Below are 19,299 nucleotides of genomic sequence, written 5' to 3'. Positions count from 1 at the left end.
GCTGCCGATGTTTCGGCAGCCGGCCGGTTTGTCAGCGCCCGGCGTCGGACAGGGCCTTGGCCATCAGCGCACGAGCCTCCTCGCCGCCGTTGGCCTTCCACTCCTGTACCAGCCCGTCGTAGTCGGACATCGGCCGCCGCCCGCGCAGCAGATCGTTGAACTTCTCCTCCGCGGGCACCCGGCTGGCCGCGTACTTGGCCGGCATTTCGAGCTTCAGCCCGTCCCACGGGTCCTTCTCCAGGTACTTCACCATCTCGTTGGAGTACGCGAGCACATCCCGCACGTAGTTCGGGGTGTCCGGGTAAGGCCCGACGGTGGGGTTGCGGCCACTGATGAAGAAGAACTGGTTGGCGATCTCCTTGAACGCGAGATCGGTCTTGACCGGCCCGTTCGACGTCGCGGTGTGGTGCTTGCCGGCCAGGCCGTAGTCGCGCAACTGGGCCTCCTGGGTCCCGAGCGGCGCGGAACACCAGTTGATCACGCGCAGCAGTTCCTCGACCCGCTCCTTGGCGAGGCCGGCCTTGATGAAGGTGTACGAGATCGGGTCGGCGGCACCCCAGACCAGCGGATCGCCGCCGCCCGCCGCGAAGATCGGCACGGGTTGGATGTTCAGCTCCCGGTTGACCTTCTGGTGCTCGGCCTGGGCACCCTGCCAGAAGCCGACGCCGGCCTGCGCGAAGATGATCGCGCCGTTCCGCGCGAACAACTGGTTCTGGTCGGCGCCCTTGCTGGCCACGATGTCCGGGTGCACCAGGCCGTCCTGGTAGATCTTCGCCATCACCTCGAGTGCGGCCCGGTACTCGGCAGTCTCGTACTTGAACTCGGGAGTCTTGTTCGCACCCAGCCGCCAGCCGCCCTTGGCCCCCGGCACCCGGTGGTACATCTGCACCATCGGGAAGATGTCGCCGAACGCCCACACGCTCTTCTTGGGCTCGGTGACCTGCCCGGCCATCGTGAGCAGCTCGTCCAGGCTCTTCGGCACCGGGAGGCCGCGCTTGTCGAGCAGGTCCTTGCGGGTGAACAACGCCCACGGGAACGGCCCGTCGGTCGGGTTCGGCACGGCGTACAGGCGCTGGTTCCAGACCGCGTTGCGCCACGCCCCGGTCGGAAACGAGGCGAGCATCGGGTACGCCGCGGCGGCGCTGCCCTTGAGGTAGTCGGTGAGGTCGGTGAACAGCACCTTGGTGGCGTCGCTGAACCGCGGGATCTTGTCGATCTCCCAGCCCGGCACACACAGCAGGTCGGGCACGTCGCGCGCGCCGAACATGGCGTTCAGCTTGTCGGCGTACGTGCCTCCGTCCTGGATGGTGAAGTTCACCGGCGTGCCCAACTCGGCGTTGACCGCCTGGAGGTAGGCGCTCTGCCGGAACCCGGGCGGCGCCGGTCCCCACACCGGGGTCATCGCCCGGATCTCCTGACCGCTGGTGCCCGGCTTGTCGGTGATCGCGTCGACCAGCGAGGCCGGGTACGTGGTGTAGCCGTCCGGCACCGGCCGGGTGCCGACGAGGTCCGGCTTGATGGACAGCGCCAGATCCTGGTGCGCGGGCAGTAGCCCGGCGACGTCGTCGAGGTTCTGCGCGGCGCCCGAGGCGGTCGGCTTCTCGCTGCATCCGGCGAGCAGCGGGCCGGTGGCGACCGCGGCGGCGCCCAGGCCGATCAGGTTGAGGAAGGCTCGTCGCGAGGATGTCATGGTTCTCCCCTGCTAAGAAAGTTTCGTGGTGAGCCGGGGAAACGTAGCATGGGTATCGATGAAAGTTTCTGATCCAGCCGGTCTGGCCTATCCTTGCTGCGGCGAGGAAGGGAGCCCGGTTTGTCGCACGCGGAGCCAGGGGAACTGATCGAGCAGGATCAGCAGACGGACGGCGACAGCAGCCGGCCGGTGACCATCTCGTACATCGCCGAGGAGGCCGGCGTCTCGGTGCCGACCGTCTCCAAGGTCATCAATGGCCGGTCCGGTGTCTCGGCGGAAACCCGCTCGCGGGTGCAGGCCCTGATCGCGCAGTACGGCTACCGGAAATCGAGCGCGGTGCCGCGCAGCAACATGATGGAGCTGGTCGTCGACGAGCTGGCCCACATGTGGGGGGTCGAGATCCTCCGCGGCGTGCAGCGGGTGGTGCGCGACCACCGCGTCGGGCTGGTCCTCACCGAGTTCGGGCCGGAGCACAGCACGATCCGCTACTGGATCGACGACACCCTGGCCCGCCGCCCGGCGTGCGTCGTCAGCGTCGCCCGGCTCTCCGAAAGTGAGCGAAACCAGCTCCGGGCCCGCGGCATCCCGTTCGTGGTGCTCGACCCGGCCAGCGAACTGCCCGACGACGTCCCGTTCGTCGGCGCCACCAACTGGACCGGCGGCCGCTCGGCCGCCCGCCACCTGACCGAGCTGGGCCACCGCGACATCGCCGTGATCAGCGGGCCCGGCCACCTGTTCTGCCAGGCCAGGCTCGACGGCTACCGGTCCGCCATGCAGGCGGCCGGCCTCCCCGCCGACCGGGTGGTGCCGGCCGGACTGACCCAGGAGGACGGCCACCGCGCGGCGATGACCCTGCTCAACCGGCCGGACCGGCCCACCGCGGTGGTCACCGGCAACGACCTCCAGGCGCTGGGTGTCTATCAGGCGGCCCGGTCCCTCGGCCTGCGCATCCCCGAGGACCTCAGCGTGGTGGGCTTCGACGACCTGCCGATCGCCGCCATGGTCGATCCCCCGCTGACCACGGTCCGCCAGCCGCTCACCGAGATGGCCGCGGCCGCCACCGAGCTGGCGCTCGCGCTGGGCCGCGGCGAGGCCACCGCCCAGCTCGGCATCGAGCTGGCGACGACGTTGACCGTACGCGCGAGCACCGCACCGCCACCCGGCGTACCTCAGGATTTCCTTTGAATTAACGCAATCGTCCCTTCACAGCCAATACACATTTACACTCGTCAATGTCATCCCCCCGCTCGGAAGGACATTGACGAATGAATGCCTCCGTACGCCGGACCGCCGTGCTCGCGGTATTGACGACCGCGCTGGTGACCGGCCCGTTGGCCGTCGCCGCGGTCGCCGCGCCCACCGCCACGATCACCCTGAACGGCGCCAGCGCAACCGTCTCGGGCAGCAACGTCACCGTCGCCGGCGGCGCCGTGACGATCACCGCGCCCGGCCAGTACGACATCAGCGGCACGCTGAACAACGGTTATGTCAAGGTCGACACCACCGCGGCCGGCGCCGTCGAACTGATTCTCAACGGCGCCTCGATCACCAATCAGAGTTCGTCGGCGCTGCAGGTCGCGAATGCGGACGCGGTCACGATCACGCTGGCCGCCGGCAAGACCAACACCATCACCGACGCGTCCACCTACACCAACACCGACGAGCCGGACGCGGCCATCTTCAGCACCGCCGGGCTGACCATCGCCGGCACCGGCGCGCTGAACGTGCGGGCCAACTACCAGGACGGCATCGTCAGCAAGGACAACCTGGTCATACAGTCCGGCACGATCACCGTGAACTCGGTGGACGACAGCATCCGCGGCAAGGACTCGCTGACCGTCAACGGCGGCACCATCAACGTGACGTCGACCGCTGGCGACGGCATCAAGTCCAACGACACCGAGGTCGGTAAGGGCATCGTGACGATCAACAACGGCGCGATCACGGTGGCCTCCGCGGACGACGCCATCAAGGGCCAGAACCGGCTGACCGTCGCCGGCGGCACGATCAACGTGACCCGGTCGTTCGAGGCGCTGGAGACGATGGAACTGTCGATCACCGGCGGTACCACCAACGTGGTGTCCACCGACGACTCGATCAACGCGGTCGAGGAGGGCCTGGACGAGTTCGCGACGTCCACGAAGGCGTACGTCCGCATCTCCGGCGGCACGGTGATCGCCGACGCGGGCAAGGACGGCCTGGACTCCAACGGCTCGCTGACCCTGTCCGGCGGCACCGTGGTGGTGAACGGCCCGACCAGCGGCGCCCGCGGCGGTGACGGCGCGATCGACGCGAACGGCGCGATCTCCATCACCGGCGGCGTGCTGCTCGGCGCCGGGATGACCTCGCTGGCGACGTTCGGCCGGGTGCCGACCGGCGGGCAGAGCTTCGTGGCCCCGGTCTTCACCACGAACCGCGCGGCCGGCACGATCGTGCACGTCGTGCAGGGCAGCACGGTGCTGGCGTCGTACCGCTCGGCGAAGACCTTCTTCGAGGTCGTCTACTCCTCCAACCGGATCACGAACGGCCAGTCGTACGACATCTACACCGGCGGCACCGTGACCGGGACGAGCACCGGCGGCCTCTACACCGGCGGCAGCATCACCGGGGCGACCCGGGCGCTGACCGTGACGGCCGGCCGGTACACCCGGGGCTGACCTGCTTCAGCGGTGTCGGCCCGGTCAGGCGGTGAGCCACCAGCCGAAGCCGACACCGCTCGCCAGGGTCCCCAGCAGCAAGGCTCCGAATGTGGCCGCGAGGCGCTTCTGGCGGCGGTAGTTGTTCCAGCAGTCCTCGGCGTTCAGGACCAGCAGGAAGCACCAGAACGCGACCGCCATGAACAGCACCAGGACGACTGCCAGCGCGGCCACCGCGTGCAGGGCGGCCAGGAACGTGTACGCGCCGGTGAGCAGCAGCCAGGCCACCGCGACCGGGCCGTGATAGGCGATCGCCGACCGCACCCCGAGACTCATGCCCACACTGTGCCGACGCGGGTCGGCTATGTCAATGCTTAGCTATCGGATTACTAGGATATGGTAGCGCGAGCGCGATGGTCAGCGACGCCAGCCAGTCCGGGTCGCGCAGTCTGTCCCCGTACAGCTCTCGCAATCGGGTCATCCGGTAGCGCACCGTCTGCGGATGGACGAACAGCTCGGCGGCCACCTCCTCGCGCCGGCCCTGGTGCCGCAGCCAGCTGCGCAGCGTCTCGGCCAGCTTGGCGGCCGAAACCTCGGTCTCGGCCGACAGCGGCTCCAGCACCCGCGCACGCAGGTCGGCCAGCGCCTGCGGGTCGGCGGTCAGCACCAGGGCGACCAGGTGGTCCTCAGTGTCGACGACATAGTCGGCGGTGGACAGGGCGGGCAGCTGCAGGGTGCGCACAGCCCGGTCGTACGACGCCTTCACCTGCATCCACGGACGCACCGGACCGACCACCGCGCGCTGGCCGCGCAGCAGGCCCAGCAACGCGGACGGGGAGGCGTCGGGCACCAGCAGGACGGCCTGTCCAGCCTCGCTGAGCCGCAACGTGCGGCGGTCGAGCAGATCCACCACCGTGCGGGCGGCATGCTCGGGCACCAGCACGGCGGTCAGCGTCTGCGGCGGTGACCAGTCGGCGCGCTGGGCGGCCGCGACCACCGAGTGTTCCGCCTCGCCGTTCAGCAACGCCTGGGTGAGCTGCTCCAGGTGGCGGATCCGGGCCCGGCCCGAGGAGGCCAGTTCGTCGGCGTGCCCGGCCACACTGGCCGCGGAGAGCTCGTCGATGTAGGCGAAGACCAGCTCGGCGAAGTGCGCGATGGCGGCGGCGGGCTGACCGGCCGCGACGCTGATCGCGGCCAGTTCGTGCCAGGAGACGCGGGCGCCCACCCGGTAGGCGGCCAGCAGGGCGTCCAGGCTCCGGCCGCTGCGGGCCTCACCCCGGCCGAGCGCGTACGCGGCCTCGAGGCCGGGGGTCAGCGGCGAGTGCGGTTCGGGCCCGTACGCTCGCGAGACCAGGCCGAGGAACGTGCCCAGCGCGGCCCGGACGGCACGTTCGATCTTCGCACCCATGTCGCCGGCGAACGCCTCGGCATAGGCCGGCACCTCGGCGGTGATCGCGTCGATGGCCCGGGTGGCGACGTGCGGCAGCCGGTCGCGCAGCGGTGCCACCACCGCAGGCGGTAACCGGAAGGCGCGTATATCCATCATTTTGTTCTCCGCGAACAAACTAGTCGCCATGATTCACTTCGCCTGGTCAGGATTCTAACCCGGATCGCGGTAAAGCTTGACTCATGCGCACCCTGCGGACCGGCGCCTGGCGCGTCGTCGAACTGCTGACCACGCCGCTGGTCCCGGCCGACTACCTCGACGTGATCGCCCCGCTGCGGAACCCGGCCGTGCTGCGCGCCCGGGTCGAGGCGGTGCGTCCCGAGACCGCGACCAGCGCCACCCTGGTGCTGCGGCCGGGCCGGGGCTGGCTGCCACATCAGCCAGGACAGTACCTCCGGGTCGGTGCGGACATTGACGGCGTACGCCTCTGGCGCTCGTACTCGATCACCAGCCGGCCCGGTGACCTGGTCACCATCACGGTGAGTGCCGTCCCCGGCGGCGCGGTCAGCAACCACCTCATCACCAACGCCCGGCGCGGCATGATCCTGCATCTCGAACCGCCGACCGGCGAGTTCGTGCTGAGCGATCCGCGGCCGGCCAAGGCGCTGTTCCTGACCGCGGGCAGCGGCATCACCCCGGTCATGGGCATGCTCCGCAGCGCGCTGCCGGACCTGCCGGACGTCGTGGTCGTGCACTCGGCACCCACTCCGGAGGCGGTCGTCTTCGGCGCCGAGTTGCGGTCGCTCGCCGCCGCGGGGCGGATCCGCCTGATCGAGCGGCACACCCGGGCCGACGGCCGGATCAAGCCCGCCGACCTGGCCGGCCTGGTGCCCGACCTGTTCGAGCGGCAGGCCTGGGCGTGCGGCCCCAACGAGATGCTCGACGACCTCGAGGAACACTGGGCCGGCACCGGCCTGTTGCGCACCGAACGCTTCCGCCCGGTGCTGCTGAACAGCGGCGAGGGCGGCCCGGTCACGTTCGCGCAGACCGGCACCGTGGTGCCGACCGACGGCTCGCGGCCGCTGCTGGAGTCCGGCGAGGCGGCCGGCGTGCTGATGCCGTCCGGCTGCCGGATGGGCATCTGTTTCTCCTGTGTGCTGCCGCTGCGCGAGGGCGCCGTCCGCGACCTGCGCGACGGCACGCTCACCGTCGCCGAGCCGGGCGACCGCATCCCCGTTCAGACCTGCGTCTCGGCCGCCGCCGGCCCCTGCACCTTCGATCACTGAGGACCCCGATGACCACGCTGCAACGCAAGTCCGCCAACCCGATCGCGCACCTGACCCCGGACGACATCGAGCAGATCGGCATCGAGCTCGACGCCATCCGCGACGAGGTGATGGCCAGCCGGGGCGCGAACGACGCCGCGTACATCCGCCGGGTCATCGCCTGGCAGCGCGGTCTTGAGCTGGGCAGCCGCGGGGTGCTGCTGTTCTCGCTGTTCCCGCCGGCCTGGCTGGTCGGCACCGCGGGCCTGACGGTCGCCAAGATCCTGGAGAACATGGAGATCGGCCACAACGTCCTGCACGGCCAGTGGGACTGGATGCGCGACCCGAAGATCCACTCGACGAAGTGGGAGTGGGACCACGCCTCCCCCGCCGAGCAGTGGAAGCACTCGCACAACGAGCTGCACCACACCTACACGAACGTGATCGGCCGGGACAACGACCTCGGCTACGGCATCATGCGCGTCGACGAGGACCAGCGCTGGCACCCGGCGCACCTGGGCCAGCCGCTCTACAACTTCGTCAACGCCTGCTTCTTCGAGTACGGCATCGCGGCGTACGACCTCGAACTGGGTAAGAACCTGGCCACCAGGGAGCGCCGCCGCGACCCGAAGTTCCGGGCCGCGCTCAAGCAGGTCCGCCGCAAAATCGGCAAGCAGATGCTGAAGGACTACGTCATCCACCCCGCACTGTCCGGCCCGTCGTTCCTGCACACCATCGCCGCCAACTTCGTGGCCAACGTGATCCGCAACCTGTGGGCCCACTCGGTGATCATGTGCGGCCACTTTCCCAGCGGAGTCGAGACCTTCGAAAAGACGTCCATCGAGGGCGAAACCCGCGGCGAGTGGTACCTGCGCCAGATGCTCGGCTCGGCCAACATCAGCGGCAGCAAGGCCATGCACCTGATGACCGGCAACCTCTCACACCAGATCGAGCACCACCTGTTCCCGGACATGCCGAGCAACCGCTACCGGGAGATCGCGCCCAAAATCAAAGACTTGTTTCAGCGGTACGGGCTCAGCTACACCAGCGGTCCACTGCCCAAGCAGGTAGCGTCCGCCTGGTTCAAGGTCTTCCGCCTGGCACTGCCCAACCGCCGCGAAGCAGCCGTGCGGCAGCCGGTGCAGAAAAAGGAGCCGGCCGTCGCAACCCGCTGGCGCCGAGCCGAGATTCCGGCAGCCGCCGAGCCCACCCCCGCAGCCAGCACGGCAACGCCATAAGACACCGGGCGCCGGCTCCCACGATATGGCCACCGTGCCGTATCGCGGGACCGCCTCTCACCTGATGCCCCGAGGTCCCGCAAGCTGAAAGGCCGTTCCACCATTCGGCACAGCCCGCGACGCAAACCCCAAGATTCCATCCTTTCCGGACACACTCACCCCAGCGCAAAGCGGACAATGGCGAAAGTCGAGCGAACAGGAACTCCACAAGATCGGCGCGGGCACGGCCGGGCCCGGGCACGGGCGGGGCGCGGGCCAGCGCGGGCGCGGGAGGGTTGGGTGTAGCGCGGGGGGTTGTTACTCGTCTTCGGTGAAGACCTTGTCCCGGCGTTTGCGGATCATGGGGAGGGCGGCCACCACCAGCGCGGCCACCGCCAGGATCAGCAAAGCTGCGGAGATCGGGCGGGTCAGGAAGACGGTGGCGTCGCCTCGGGAGATGATCAGGGCTCGGCGCAGGTTTTCCTCGAGCAGTGGGCCCAGGACGAAGCCGAGCAGCAACGGGGCCGGCTCGCAGCCGCATTTGATCAGGACGTAGCCGAGGATGCCGAAGAAAGCTATCGCGTAGACGTCGTAGGCGTTGAAGCCCAGCGAATACGTGCCGATCGCGGCGAACAGGACGATCGTGGGAAACAGGACCGTGTAGGGGATGCGCAGCATGCGCACCCAGATGCCGATCAGCGGCAGGTTGAGCAGGACCAGCAGGACGTTGCCGATCCACATCGACGCTATCAGGCCCCAGAACAGGGCCGGCTCGTCGGTGATGACGTTCGGGCCCGGGGTTATGCCGTGCACGATGAAGGCGCCGACCATCAGAGCCATCACGGGGTGCGCGGGCAGGCCCAGGGTGAGCAGCGGGATGAAGGACGTCTGGGCGGCGGCGTTGTTGGCCGACTCGGGGCCGGCCACGCCCTCGATGGCGCCGGTGCCGAACTCGGCGGGGCGGCGGGAGATGCGCTTCTCCACCGCGTACGAGGTGAACGACGCCAGCACGTGGCCGCCGCCGGGCAGCACGCCCAGTGCCGCGCCCAGGCCGGTGCCGCGCAGGATCGGGGCCGCCATCCGGCGCCGGTCCTCGCGGGTCGGCCACAGGTTTTTCACCTTGCTGACGATGGCCGCCCGGGTGTCCTCGTTCTCCAGGTTGCGCAGAATCTCGGCCACGCCGAACATGCCGACCGCGACCGACACGAAGTCGATGCCGCCGTAGAGTTCGCGCTGCTCGAAGACGAACCTCGGGGTGCCGGAGTAGATGTCCTGGCCGACCGTGCCGAACAGGATGCCCAGCGTGATCATCGCGAGCGCCTTGAGAGCCGAGCCGCGGGCCAGCGCGATCGAGACGATCAGGCCGAGCAGCACCAGCGAGAAATACTCGGCGGGGCCGAACCGCAGCGCGACCCGGGCCAGTGGCGGGGCGGCCACGGCCAGCACCACGGTGGCGACCGTGCCGGCGAAGAACGAGCCGATCGCCGCGGCGGCCAGCGCCGGACCGGCCCGGCCCTGGCGCGCCATCGCGTGGCCGTCGAGCGCGGTCACGGCCGCCGACGACTCGCCGGGCAGGTTGATCAGGATGGCCGTGGTGGAGCCGCCGTACTGGGCGCCGTAGTAGATGCCGGCCAGCATGATCAGCGCGGTGACCGGCTCGAAGTTGAACGTGATCGGCAGCAGCATCGCCACCGTCGCGGTCGGGCCGATGCCGGGCAGCACGCCGACCGCCGTCCCGAGCAGCACGCCCACGAAGCAGTAGAGGACGTTCTGCACCAGCAGGGCGGTCGAGAAGCCCAGCGTCAAGTTGTTGAGCAGATCCATGTGACCTCAGAACGGGAGCCAGGAGCCCCAGAGCGGTACCCGCAGCTGCAGGCCGACGACGAAGATGAGCGTGGCGGCCACCGTCAGGCCGGCCGCCACGGCGAGCGCCGGCAGCGGGCGTACGCGTGCACTGGCCAGGGTGGTCAGCAGCGCGGTAACGAACGACGCCGGCACGAAACCGAGGCCCTGCACGGTGAACCCGAAGAACAGGACCGCGGTCACGATGGCGGCCACCGCGCGCCACGGCACCGGGCCGAACGCGGGCACCTCGCCGGCGATCAGGCCCTTCACCACGATCGCCAGGCCGAGGGCGGCCAGGATCGCGCCGACCAGCAGCGGGAAGTAGGCGGGGCCCATCCGCAGCGGGGTGCCCAGCTCGTAGCCGAGCGACCCCACCGCGAAGGCGCCTCCGATCAGGACGAACAGGCTCCCGGCCAGTACATCCGGGAACGATCGGCGGCGTTCCACCTCAGGAGGCCTTGACCCCGGCGTCGGCGATGATCTTGGCCCAGATGCTGAGTTGCTCGGTGAGCTTGGCCTCGTGCGCCTGCGGGGTCGCGTCGGCCGCCGGTACCGGTGCGGTGCCGAGTTTCGCCATCTGGTCGATGACCGCCTGGTCGGCCAGGGCCGCGGTCAGCGCGGCGGACAGCTTCTGCACCACCTCCGGCGGGGTGCCGGCCGGCACGTAGAGGCCGTGCCAGACGCTCACCGCCAGCTGCGGCATGCCGGCCTCGGCCGTGGTGGGCACATCCGGCAGGCTTTTCACCCGGTCGGGCGTGGTGACCGCGTACGCCTTGACCTCGCCGGCCGCGATCTGGCCACTGGTGTTGGTCGTCTGGTCGCACATGAAGTCGACCTGACCGCCGACCAGGTCGGTCAGGGCCGGGCCGGTTCCCTCGTACGGGACCTCTTGAAGTTTGACCCCCGCGGCCGATTGGAACAGCAGGCCGCAGAGGTGCGACGCGGCTCCGATGCCGGCGTTGGCCAGGGTGACCTTGCCGGCGTTCGCCTTCACGTAGGTCACGAGTTCTCCGAAGGTGGTGGGCTCGAAGTTCTTTCGGGCCACCACGGTCATCGGCACCTCGGTGACCAGCCCGACCGTCTCGAAGTCCTCGAGCGGCTGGTACCCGAGGTCCTTGTAGAGGGCCGGCGCCGTGGACATGCCGATGTGGTGCATGAGCACCGTGTAGCCGTCCGGCTTGGCGCGCGCGACCTGGCCGGCGCCGACCGTGCCGCCGGCGCCCTCGACGTTCTGCACGACTATCTTGCCGCCGAGCGCCTTCGCCATCGGGTCGGCGATCATCCGGGTGACGGTGTCGGTCGGGCCGCCGGCGCTGAACGGCACGACGATGGTGATGTTCTGGTCCGGGTATCCCCCGCCGCTGCCGCTGCCCTCGGTACCGCCGTTGCCGGAACAGGCGGCGACCAGCGAAACGGCGCTGAGCGCGGCGATCATCCTGGTCATTCTCATCAGGTCAGTTTGACCGGTGTGGACGCCGATGGTGTCAGAGGAATCCCAAGAAGTAGAATCCGCCGGTATGCGGATCACCGTCATCGAGGATGACGACCGCGTGGCGCGTGGTCTGGTGACCGTCCTGGCCCAGGCCGGTTTCGAGGTGCACCGGGTCGCCACCGCCGCCGAGGCCGCGAGCGCCGAACCGTCCGATGTCGTCCTGGTCGATCTGGGCCTGCCCGACGGCGACGGGCTCGACGTGATCCGCCGGCTGCGCGACCGGCCCGAGACGGCGGTCATCGCGGTGACCGCGCGGTCCGAGGAGCACGACCGCGTCCGGGGCCTGCGGGCCGGCGCCGACGACTACATCGTGAAGCCGTTCGGCGTAGCGGAACTGCTGGCCCGCATCGACGCCGTGCTGCGACGCACCCGCACCGCCCGGGCGCAGACTCACCCGGACGAGCCGCTCGTGGTCGGCTCGATCCGGATCGGGGTCGGCGCCCGCGAGGTCACCGTCGGCGGCACCGCCGTGACCCTGACCCGCAAGGAGTTCGACCTGCTCCTGCTGCTGGCCCGGCGCGCGCCCAACGTGGTCAGCCGGGACGTCATCCTCGACCAGATCTGGGGCGCCACCTGGGAGCCGTCGAGCCGCACCCTGGACACGCACATCGCCGCGCTGCGGCACAAGCTCGGGCCGGCAGTGGTCATCCGCACGGTCCACGGGGTGGGCTACCGGCTGCTGGCCGACGCGCCGGAGCTGATCGGCTGACCGGCCGTGCACCGCCGCCTGCTCGTCGTCCTGGTGCCGCTCGCCGTCCTGCTGGTGGTGGCGCTCGGCGTTCCGCTCGGTGTCACCGTGGCGGAAAGAGAAATGCAGGAGGTGTACGTCGATCGCCTCAACGACATCGGCCGGTTCGCCTCGCTGGCCGACACCGCGCTGTCCACCGGCCGCACCGAGGCACTCCAGGAGGAACTGACCCGCTACCACCGCCTGTACGACATCCCGGTGGCGGTGATCGACACCTCCGGGATGGTGCTGCTCGGCCCGGCCGACGCCTACCGCACGGCCGCCGGCGCCGAGCCGGCCCTGCCCGGCATCGTGACCGCGGCGCTGGCCGGCGCGCGCTCCGAACCGTCCCGGGAGTGGGCGCCGTGGCACGACTCCGCGCTGGTGGTGGCCGAGCCGGTGGGCCGGGACAGCGAGGTGGTCGGCGCGGTCGTGACGATCTCCGACCTGTCCCGCACCCGGGACCGCATCCTGGCCCGCTGGGCCCGTCTCGCCGGGCTCGGGCTGCTGCCGCTGATCGCGCTGGTGGCGGTCGCCTGGCCGGTGTCGGCGTGGGTGCTGCGCCCGGTGCGCCAGCTGGACGCGGCCACCGCGCGGATCTCCCGGGGCGACCTGACCACCCGGGCCGAGGCCGAGGCCGGCCCGGCCGAGTTGCGGCGGCTGGCGGCCTCGTTCAACACCATGATGGACGCGGTCGAGAACGCGGTGCAGCGCCAGCGGGCGTTCGTCTCCGACGCCTCGCACCAGCTGCGCAACCCGCTGACCAGCCTGCGGCTGGCGGTGGAGAGCCTGGCGCCGCACCTCGCTCCGGGCGACAACGGCAAGCAGGTGTACGCCATGGCGGTGGACGAACTCAAGGCGATGCAGCGGATGCTCAACTCGCTGCAGGCCAGCGCCCGGATGGAGAGCATGCGCACGGCGTCCCCGGTGGACCTGGACGCGGTGCTGGCCACCCGGCTGGACCGGTGGCGGGCACTGACCGCGACCGCGGGCGAGACCCTGGCCGTCGACGTGCCGCCCGGCCTGCGGCTGCTCGAGCCGCCCGGCGGCCTGGGCAGCATCCTGGACGAGCTGATCAGCAACGCGCTGCGGCTCTCCGAAGCGCGGTTGATCGAGGTGAGTGCCCGGGTCGGGGACGGCGACCGGGTGCTGATCAGCGTCCGGGACGACGGTCAGGGCCTGGACGAGGCCGAGCGCGGTCAGGCGCTGCGCCGCTTCTGGCGGTCGCCGAAACACCAGAACGTCCCCGGCACCGGCCTCGGCCTGGCGATCTGCGCCGACCTGGCCGGCGCGGCCGGCGGTGAGCTGCGCCTGGCGGAGGGCCTGCCGCGCCCGGACGGTTCCGGCCACGGCTTCGCCGCGATCGTGGCGCTGCCGATCACCGCTTCCGATCTCGGAACCAGCTGACCGCCCCCGGATGGAGCGGGACCGACGCGGTGGCGATCCCCGTGCGCACGTTGATCCGCAACCCCTCCGGCACCATCGTCTGAGTGTGCGTGAAGATCGTGTCGGTGATCGCGTAGACCAGGTCGTGCGGCACGTCGTCGCGCACGAGCAGCACGTTGGGCACCGCCACGGTCGGGGTCGCCGGCACACCCGGGTACGCGGTCGGCGCGATCGTGGCCGGAACATACGGCCCCGGATAGGCCGTGACGAGTGCGTCGGCCTCGCCGGCCAGCGGGATCAGCCGGATCGGATGCCGCTCGGCCAGCTCGGTGACGGCCGGCGTCGGCACCCCGGTCAGCGAGAACATCGCGTCGATCCCGCCGTCGAGCAGCAACGCGGCCGACTCGGCCTGGCTGAGATGCCGCCCGCCGGCCCGCACCCGGCCGAGCGCGAGCACCCGCGACGAGGTGAACTCAGTGCCCGAGTCGCGCGCACCGAGCGAGATCCGCCGCCCCGCGAGGTCGGCGCACCTGGTGATCCGGGAGGCGGCCAGCACGACAAGGTGCAGGTGGCTGTCGTAGAGCCGGCACACCGCGGACAACCCGCCGGGCACACTGCCGTCCGTGGTGATCAGCGCGTCCAGGCTGGTCAGTCCGAGATGCACCGCGCCGGCCCGGAGCATCCTGATGTTGTCGGTGGACGCGCCGCTGGGGACGGTGGTCACGGTGGCGCCGGGCACCCGCTCGTTGATGCTTTCGGCCAGGGCACCCCCGATCCGCCGGTAGACCGCGCCGGCCGGGCCGGTGGCCAGGCGCAACGGGACCCGGTCGGTCTCCGGCCGCCCCGAGCAGCCGGCGACCAGCCCGCCGGCGGCCAGCAGCACCGCCCGCCGGCTCCACCGCCGCTCCGCGTCGAGCACCATGGCCAGGATGGTAGGACGCCGGCTCGGAGCCGACTAGGAGCGGACTCTGAGCGAGTCTCCGCATCATCCCGGCATGACGCCCGACGCGATCCTCCGGCTGTGCACCGCGGTGTTCGGTGCCCCGCCGGCCGAAGCTGTTCTCGATCTGGTCGCCACCGCGGCCGGCGATCCGGACTGGACCCGGTCGCTGGTGGCCGGCCTGCACGACGAGGGCCGCGTCGCGATCGACGACGGGCTAGCGGTGTCAGCCGGGCCGGCCGCGTTGCCCGAGGCGACCGTGGCGCTCGCCCGCACGGTGCTGGCCGGGCTGAGTCCGGGCTGCCGGCAACTGCTGTGCGTCGCGGCCGTGCTCGGCCCGGCGGTCGACCCGGACGAGGTCGCCGGGATGACCGGCAGCACCGTCGCGGCGCTGCTGCCGGCCTGGCAGGAGGCGCTGGACGCGGACCTGCTGCGAGCCGGCGACGGCACCCTGCACTTCCGGCACGAGTTGCTGCGCCGGGCGGTGGCCGCCTCGCTGCCGGCCGCGCTGCGAAACGCGATGGCACGCCCGCCCGAGAAAGCACCGGAGATCCCGGCCATGCCGGTCGGCCGGCTCACCGCTCGGGAGCAGACCGTGATGGCCCTCGTCGCCCGCGGGCGCAGCAACCAACAGATCGCCCGCAGCCTGGACATCTCCAGCCACTCGGTCAAGCGGCACGTCTCCAGCCTGCTGGTCAAGCTGGGCTGCACCAACCGCACCGAGGTCGCCATCCTGGCCTCAGACGTCCTGCAGCCGGGCCAGCCCGGCGACCGCGGGTGTCCGTAGCCGGGCCGGTCTGATTTCGATCTCACCCACGGCCAGGTCGGGCGGCTGGTCGGCGACGATCATGGCGACCCACCTGGCGACCGATTCCACGGCCATCTTGTACGGGCTCCGGTCGCCCGGCCGATTCGCGATCGCACCGGCGTGCACGAGCGTTGCCCGTACGCCATGACGGCGCTCCTCGAGCAGCAAGGTCTCCACCAGCGCGCGCAGCGCCGCCTTGGTGGCGCTGTAGGCGGCACCGCCCTCGAAGAAGTGCGTGCCGGCGTGGCTGCCGATCACCACGTAGCTGCCGGCCGCCGCGCGGACGGCCGGCAGCGTGGCCCGGATCAGCCGGAACACCGAGCTGAGATTGACCGCCACCGACTCGTCCCAGGCCGCCGGGTCCAGGTCGGCCACGGGGCCCAGCCGGCGGACCGCGGCGTTGCAGACCACGGCGTCCAGCCGGCCGAACCGGGCGAGTAGCTCGGCCGGCGGGGCGCCCGGATCGGTGAGATCGCACTCGAGTTCGGTGAGCCAGTCGTCGCCGGACCGGCCCCGGTGCAGCGCGGCCACCGCGTAGCCGCGCCGGTGCAACTCCCGGGCGACGGCCCGGCCGGTGCCCCGGGTCGCCCCGGTCACCAGGGCGACCGGCCGGTCGTCAGCCGAGCTCATCGAGCAGCCTGCGCCAGGCCGCGACGATCTCCTCGGGCCGGCCGCCGTCGCGGAACAGGTCCTTGTCGAGCTTCGCGCCGTCCGGGTGCCGCAGCCGCATGCAGTCCGGCGACACCTCGGAGATGACGATCGGCGTCCCGTCGGTGTCGGTGGCCAGGATCAGGCAGAAGTCCCACAGGTCCAGCGGGTGCAACCAGGACCGCAGCGCGGTGTTGACGGCCAGCGCGGTCTCCCGGAACGCGTCCACCGGCACGTCCAGGGCACGCAGGTAGTCCTCGCCGATCGGCTGGTCCTCCGGGTCGACCCGGTAGTCGAACTTCACCACCGGGCGGGGCAGCGGCTCGCCGGCCGGGAACAGGCCCGGGTACTTGACCGTGGTCGAGCCGACCGCACGGTTCTTGACGATCACCTCGAACGGCGGGGCCGGCCGGTAGGCGGCCCGGTAGCGGACCGGACCGAGCCGGCCCCGGAACGCGGTGCGGATGCCGGCCTCGCCGAGCCGGGCGGCGGCCCGCTCGTAGAAGTCCAGCCGCAGCGGCCCGGTGTCCTCGATCAGCTCGTCCCGGTGGTAGGTGAAGCTGCGCAGGCTCGGGATCAGCTCGACGTCGCAGGTGCCGTCGTCGCGCAGCCAGAGCCGCTTGCTGCGGCCCTCGATGTCGGGCGCGGTGGTGGTCGGCATGGTCTCCTCCTCATAGTTGGGGCAGCCTCATAGTTGGGGCAGCACGGCGGCGGCCAGCAGTTCCAGGTGGTCGAGGTCGCCGAGGTCGAGCACCCGCAGGTAGACGCGGGTGGCGCCGGCCTCGGCGTAGCGGTGGATCCGCTCGGCGACGGCGTCCGGGGTGCCGGCGAACGCGTCCGGGCCGAGCGGTTCGCCGAGCGCCGCTGCCCGGCGGGCCACCTCGGCGTCGGTGCGGCCGCAGCAGACGGTCTGCAGCGTCGAGCAGACGACCTGCCGGCCGGACTGCGCGGCGAGCTTGCCGACCAGTTCGTAGCGGGCGGCGGCGACCGCGGGCGGGGCGGCCAGCGCGTTGTACTCGGCGGCGTGCCGGGCGGCCAGCTCGGGCGTGCGCCGGGCACCCATCCCGCCGATGATCAGCGGTGGCGCGGGCCGGCCGGGATCGCGGCGTGGCGGTGGCGCGGCGTCCAGGCAGTAGTGCTCGCCGTGGAAGGTGAACGGCCCGGTCGCGGCCCAGAGGCCGGTCAGCACCTCGATCTGCTCGGCCAGCCGGGCGTACCGCCGCGGCGGGAAGGCGATCCCGTACGCGGTGTGCTCGGCGCCGTGCCAGCCGGTGCCGAGGCCCAGCTCGACCCGGCCGCCGGACATCTCGGCGACGTCCGCCACCTGGATCGCGAGCTGCGCCGGCGAGCGGAAGGTGACCGGGCTGACCAGCGTGCCGAGCGTGATCGACCGGGTGTCCCGGGCCAGGCCGGCGAGCGTCGTCCACGCGTCGCTCGGTGCGGCCGGGCCGGTCCGGTCGCCGAACCGCAGGTAGTGGTCGGACCGGAAGAAGCCGTCGAAGCCGCATTCCTCGGCGGCCCGCGCGGCCCGGGACAGCTCGGCGTAGGAGGCACCGACCTCGGTCGGCTCGACGTGGATGCGGACCTGCATCACCGGGCCGCCGTCACGAGCGGCCGGGCCGGCGGGCAGGTCGCCTCCGCGGCCAGGTGCGCGGCCAGACGCACCGCCATCGCGACCATGGTCAGCGTCGGGTTCCAGGAACCCTCGGTCGGGAACGCCGCCGCGGTGGCGACGTGCACGTTGGTCACCCCGTGCGGGCGGCCGTGCAGGTCGGTGACCGAATCGTCCGGCGACTCGCCCATCCAGAGCGTGCCGGCCTCGTGCATCAGGAACGGCTGCCGCCGGGCGGCCGGCGGGCCGGCGGTCCACCGCTGCTCCTCGGACGACCAGTATTCGAGCTGCTCGCCGTCGAACAGCCCGGCCAGCAGGGCGTCCTGGCAGGCGTCCAGCGCGTCCCACATGCGCCGGTCGGCCGGGTCCAGCCGGAGGTCCACCTCGGTCGTGCCGTCCGCGCCGAGGCGCACCGCAACCGGCGATTCCGCCGGGCCGTCCGTGGAGATCTCCCCGAGGCCGCGTACGAGGAACACGACGTGCTCGTCGGCAGCGAGCTGGGCCATGATGTCCGCGCCGGACAGCTCCGGCACGCTCCGGTAGATCCGGTCGTGATCGCGGGCCGCGTCGGTGGTGGCGCTGGCGATCAGCTGCAGGTGGAACTGCCGCTCGGGGATGCCGCCGTCCAGGTAGTAGGCGCCGAGCACATGGCCCTCGGGCAGGCCGGGGAACGCCGAGCGCGGAACCCGGCAGGCGAACCAGCTGCCGACGTGACCGTTGAGGTTGCGACCGGCCAGCGGCCGCCGCTCGGCCGGCAGCGCGTCGAGCACCAGCCGGGTGCTCTCCACGGTGCCGTTGGCCAGCAGCAGCCGGGCGCCGTCCAGCGGCAGGTCGCCGTGCGCGGTGCGTACCGCGACGGCCTCAGCGCCGGCCTCGGTGCCGGCCAGCCGGAACCCCTCGACCGGGCACTCGGCGACCACCGCGAACCGGTCCGGGTGCGCCCGCAGCAGCCCGACCAGGACCGGTACCGGGCTGAACCGGCTGCGGCCGGCCGTCCGGGGGCGCATCGCGCTCGCCAGCAGCGCGTCGAGCTGTTCGGGGCTGGCCGGCGTCTCCAGGCCGGGGCAGCCGGGCAGCGCCCGCCTGATCCGGGCGCGCACCATGTCGTGCAGGGGGCCGTAGGCGGCGGTGTGCACGCCGAGCACCTCGCGCGCCTCGGCCCAGTAACTGCCGAGCTCCCGGACCACCGGCGCCGGCCAGGCCCGCAGCTGGTCCGGGCGGGGCTGCGGGGTCCAGCCGCTCCAGAACAGGGCCCGGCCGCCGAGGTGCGGGATCTGGGCGGCCAGGAACAGGTCGCCGGCCGTCCGCCACGGGGTCGCGATCGCCGTGTCCATCAGCGCCTGGGTCTGCGGCGCGAGGTCCTGCACGTGCTCGCCGAGCAGCCAGGGGCCCTGTTCCAGGATCAGGACCCGGGCGTGCGGGTCGCGGTCGAGCAGGCTCGCCGCCAGCACCGTGCCGACGCACCCCCCGCCGACGATCACGTGGTCGAAGCGCCGGCCCGCGACGTCGGCCATCGTGGACAGCAGAGCCTGATCCGGCTCGAATTCGGGTGCCACCGTCTGCCTCCTCACCTTGCCTCCTCATCGGGCAGCCGGTCGGCCGGCCCGCACCGGAAGCGTCGGCGCGGCGGGGTGGCGCCGGGCAGA

At 71.6% G+C, this 19,299-nt stretch carries 18 protein-coding genes; 7 read left to right on the top strand and 11 right to left on the bottom strand.

What is annotated here, in order from left to right; genetic code table 11:
* Window positions 1-31 precede the first annotated feature (31 nt).
* On the bottom strand, window positions 32-1,690 hold the full coding sequence (locus Ari01nite_RS36155) for an extracellular solute-binding protein (protein ID WP_203786793.1): 1,659 nt from the start codon (window positions 1,688-1,690) through the stop codon (window positions 32-34).
* Between the two features lie 120 nt (window positions 1,691-1,810).
* Between Ari01nite_RS36155 and Ari01nite_RS36150 the strand changes: the two genes are divergently transcribed.
* Together Ari01nite_RS36150 and Ari01nite_RS36145 are read left to right on the top strand one after the other, a co-directional pair.
* Window positions 1,811-2,875 carry a LacI family DNA-binding transcriptional regulator gene (locus Ari01nite_RS36150; protein WP_239163306.1) on the top strand — a complete coding sequence of 355 codons (1,065 nt, stop codon included), beginning with the start codon at window positions 1,811-1,813 and terminating at the stop codon, window positions 2,873-2,875.
* An 80-nt stretch (window positions 2,876-2,955) separates the two neighbouring features.
* Window positions 2,956-4,347: a carbohydrate-binding domain-containing protein gene (locus tag Ari01nite_RS36145; protein ID WP_203786792.1), complete on the top strand. Its 1,392-nt coding sequence runs from the start codon at window positions 2,956-2,958 to the stop codon at window positions 4,345-4,347.
* Window positions 4,348-4,371: 24 nt separating this feature from the next.
* On the opposite strand, the gene Ari01nite_RS36140 is transcribed toward Ari01nite_RS36145, so the two are convergent.
* Together Ari01nite_RS36140 and Ari01nite_RS36135 are read right to left on the bottom strand one after the other, a co-directional pair.
* A complete protein-coding gene (locus tag Ari01nite_RS36140) occupies window positions 4,372-4,662 on the bottom strand; it encodes a hypothetical protein (protein ID WP_203786790.1) in 291 nt (96 codons plus the stop codon).
* Window positions 4,663-4,693: 31 nt separating this feature from the next.
* Complete coding sequence (locus Ari01nite_RS36135; protein WP_203786788.1) at window positions 4,694-5,872, bottom strand: PucR family transcriptional regulator; 1,179 nt, start codon at window positions 5,870-5,872, stop codon at window positions 4,694-4,696.
* A gap of 83 nt (window positions 5,873-5,955) precedes the next feature.
* Between Ari01nite_RS36135 and Ari01nite_RS36130 the strand changes: the two genes are divergently transcribed.
* Window positions 5,956-6,999, top strand: coding sequence for a ferredoxin reductase (locus tag Ari01nite_RS36130; RefSeq protein WP_203786786.1), 1,044 nt, complete (start codon window positions 5,956-5,958; stop codon window positions 6,997-6,999).
* Between the two features lie 8 nt (window positions 7,000-7,007).
* A complete protein-coding gene (locus Ari01nite_RS36125; RefSeq protein ID WP_203786784.1) occupies window positions 7,008-8,216 on the top strand; it encodes a fatty acid desaturase family protein in 1,209 nt (402 codons plus the stop codon).
* Between the two features lie 297 nt (window positions 8,217-8,513).
* Here the strand turns inward: Ari01nite_RS36125 and Ari01nite_RS36120 are convergent, their stop codons facing one another.
* From Ari01nite_RS36120 to Ari01nite_RS36110, 3 genes are read right to left on the bottom strand one after another with little or no spacing between them, the layout of a single operon-like run.
* Window positions 8,514-10,019, bottom strand: coding sequence for a tripartite tricarboxylate transporter permease (locus Ari01nite_RS36120; RefSeq protein ID WP_203786781.1), 1,506 nt, complete (start codon window positions 10,017-10,019; stop codon window positions 8,514-8,516).
* Window positions 10,020-10,025: 6 nt separating this feature from the next.
* Window positions 10,026-10,487, bottom strand: a complete 462-nt coding sequence (locus Ari01nite_RS36115) for a tripartite tricarboxylate transporter TctB family protein (protein WP_203786779.1) — start codon at window positions 10,485-10,487, stop codon at window positions 10,026-10,028.
* A 1-nt stretch (window position 10,488) separates the two neighbouring features.
* Window positions 10,489-11,490: a tripartite tricarboxylate transporter substrate-binding protein gene (locus Ari01nite_RS36110; protein WP_203786777.1), complete on the bottom strand. Its 1,002-nt coding sequence runs from the start codon at window positions 11,488-11,490 to the stop codon at window positions 10,489-10,491.
* Between the two features lie 67 nt (window positions 11,491-11,557).
* On the opposite strand from Ari01nite_RS36110, the gene Ari01nite_RS36105 reads away from it, so the two are divergent.
* Together Ari01nite_RS36105 and Ari01nite_RS36100 are read left to right on the top strand one after the other, a co-directional pair.
* Entirely contained in the window at window positions 11,558-12,241 is a 684-nt protein-coding gene (locus tag Ari01nite_RS36105) for a response regulator transcription factor (protein ID WP_239163305.1), read from the top strand.
* A 6-nt stretch (window positions 12,242-12,247) separates the two neighbouring features.
* Entirely contained in the window at window positions 12,248-13,666 is a 1,419-nt protein-coding gene (locus tag Ari01nite_RS36100; protein WP_203786773.1) for a sensor histidine kinase, read from the top strand.
* Here Ari01nite_RS36100 and Ari01nite_RS36095 read toward each other — a convergent pair.
* Complete coding sequence (locus Ari01nite_RS36095) at window positions 13,638-14,567, bottom strand: TAXI family TRAP transporter solute-binding subunit (RefSeq protein WP_203786771.1); 930 nt, start codon at window positions 14,565-14,567, stop codon at window positions 13,638-13,640. The two genes, Ari01nite_RS36100 and Ari01nite_RS36095, sit on opposite strands and share 29 nt — an antisense overlap.
* A gap of 73 nt (window positions 14,568-14,640) precedes the next feature.
* Here Ari01nite_RS36095 and Ari01nite_RS36090 point away from each other — a divergent pair, with 73 nt between their 5' ends.
* Entirely contained in the window at window positions 14,641-15,372 is a 732-nt protein-coding gene (locus Ari01nite_RS36090) for a helix-turn-helix transcriptional regulator (RefSeq protein ID WP_203786769.1), read from the top strand.
* Here Ari01nite_RS36090 and Ari01nite_RS36085 read toward each other — a convergent pair.
* From Ari01nite_RS36085 to Ari01nite_RS36070, 4 genes are read right to left on the bottom strand one after another with little or no spacing between them, the layout of a single operon-like run.
* Entirely contained in the window at window positions 15,325-16,023 is a 699-nt protein-coding gene (locus Ari01nite_RS36085; RefSeq protein ID WP_203786767.1) for an SDR family oxidoreductase, read from the bottom strand. The two genes, Ari01nite_RS36090 and Ari01nite_RS36085, sit on opposite strands and share 48 nt — an antisense overlap.
* The gene (locus tag Ari01nite_RS36080; RefSeq protein ID WP_203786761.1) at window positions 16,010-16,702 is read right to left on the bottom strand and encodes a phosphoribosylaminoimidazolesuccinocarboxamide synthase; all 693 of its coding nucleotides are present in this window, start codon (window positions 16,700-16,702) and stop codon (window positions 16,010-16,012) included. Before Ari01nite_RS36080 ends, Ari01nite_RS36085 begins: the two co-directional genes overlap by 14 nt.
* Before the next feature lie 27 nt (window positions 16,703-16,729).
* Window positions 16,730-17,632: an LLM class flavin-dependent oxidoreductase gene (locus Ari01nite_RS36075; protein WP_203786760.1), complete on the bottom strand. Its 903-nt coding sequence runs from the start codon at window positions 17,630-17,632 to the stop codon at window positions 16,730-16,732.
* Window positions 17,632-19,209, bottom strand: coding sequence for a GMC oxidoreductase (locus tag Ari01nite_RS36070; RefSeq protein WP_203786759.1), 1,578 nt, complete (start codon window positions 19,207-19,209; stop codon window positions 17,632-17,634). Before Ari01nite_RS36070 ends, Ari01nite_RS36075 begins: the two co-directional genes overlap by 1 nt.
* Window positions 19,210-19,299 lie beyond the last annotated feature (90 nt).

Source organism: Paractinoplanes rishiriensis, from assembly GCF_016862375.1.
GTDB classification, from domain to species: domain Bacteria; phylum Actinomycetota; class Actinomycetes; order Mycobacteriales; family Micromonosporaceae; genus Actinoplanes; species Actinoplanes rishiriensis.
Note: the sequence above shows the minus strand (reverse complement) of the source record. Positions and strands in the feature narration are given on the sequence as shown.

Excerpts from the sequence above, each read along its gene's own strand:
- Ari01nite_RS36090 (WP_203786769.1), top strand. The coding sequence starts at position 14,641 with ATGACGCCCGACGCGATCCTCCGGCTGTGCACCGCGGTGTTCGGTGCC.
- Ari01nite_RS36080 (WP_203786761.1), bottom strand. The coding sequence starts at position 16,702 with ATGCCGACCACCACCGCGCCCGACATCGAGGGCCGCAGCAAGCGGCTC.
- Ari01nite_RS36145 (WP_203786792.1), top strand. The coding sequence starts at position 2,956 with ATGAATGCCTCCGTACGCCGGACCGCCGTGCTCGCGGTATTGACGACC.
- Ari01nite_RS36135 (WP_203786788.1), bottom strand. The coding sequence starts at position 5,872 with ATGATGGATATACGCGCCTTCCGGTTACCGCCTGCGGTGGTGGCACCG.
- Ari01nite_RS36110 (WP_203786777.1), bottom strand. The coding sequence starts at position 11,490 with ATGAGAATGACCAGGATGATCGCCGCGCTCAGCGCCGTTTCGCTGGTC.
- Ari01nite_RS36130 (WP_203786786.1), top strand. The coding sequence starts at position 5,956 with ATGCGCACCCTGCGGACCGGCGCCTGGCGCGTCGTCGAACTGCTGACC.
- Ari01nite_RS36095 (WP_203786771.1), bottom strand. The coding sequence starts at position 14,567 with ATGGTGCTCGACGCGGAGCGGCGGTGGAGCCGGCGGGCGGTGCTGCTG.
- Ari01nite_RS36075 (WP_203786760.1), bottom strand. The coding sequence starts at position 17,632 with ATGCAGGTCCGCATCCACGTCGAGCCGACCGAGGTCGGTGCCTCCTAC.
- Ari01nite_RS36120 (WP_203786781.1), bottom strand. The coding sequence starts at position 10,019 with ATGGATCTGCTCAACAACTTGACGCTGGGCTTCTCGACCGCCCTGCTG.
- Ari01nite_RS36085 (WP_203786767.1), bottom strand. The coding sequence starts at position 16,023 with ATGAGCTCGGCTGACGACCGGCCGGTCGCCCTGGTGACCGGGGCGACC.
- Ari01nite_RS36105 (WP_239163305.1), top strand. The coding sequence starts at position 11,558 with ATGCGGATCACCGTCATCGAGGATGACGACCGCGTGGCGCGTGGTCTG.
- Ari01nite_RS36125 (WP_203786784.1), top strand. The coding sequence starts at position 7,008 with ATGACCACGCTGCAACGCAAGTCCGCCAACCCGATCGCGCACCTGACC.
- Ari01nite_RS36155 (WP_203786793.1), bottom strand. The coding sequence starts at position 1,690 with ATGACATCCTCGCGACGAGCCTTCCTCAACCTGATCGGCCTGGGCGCC.
- Ari01nite_RS36140 (WP_203786790.1), bottom strand. The coding sequence starts at position 4,662 with ATGAGTCTCGGGGTGCGGTCGGCGATCGCCTATCACGGCCCGGTCGCG.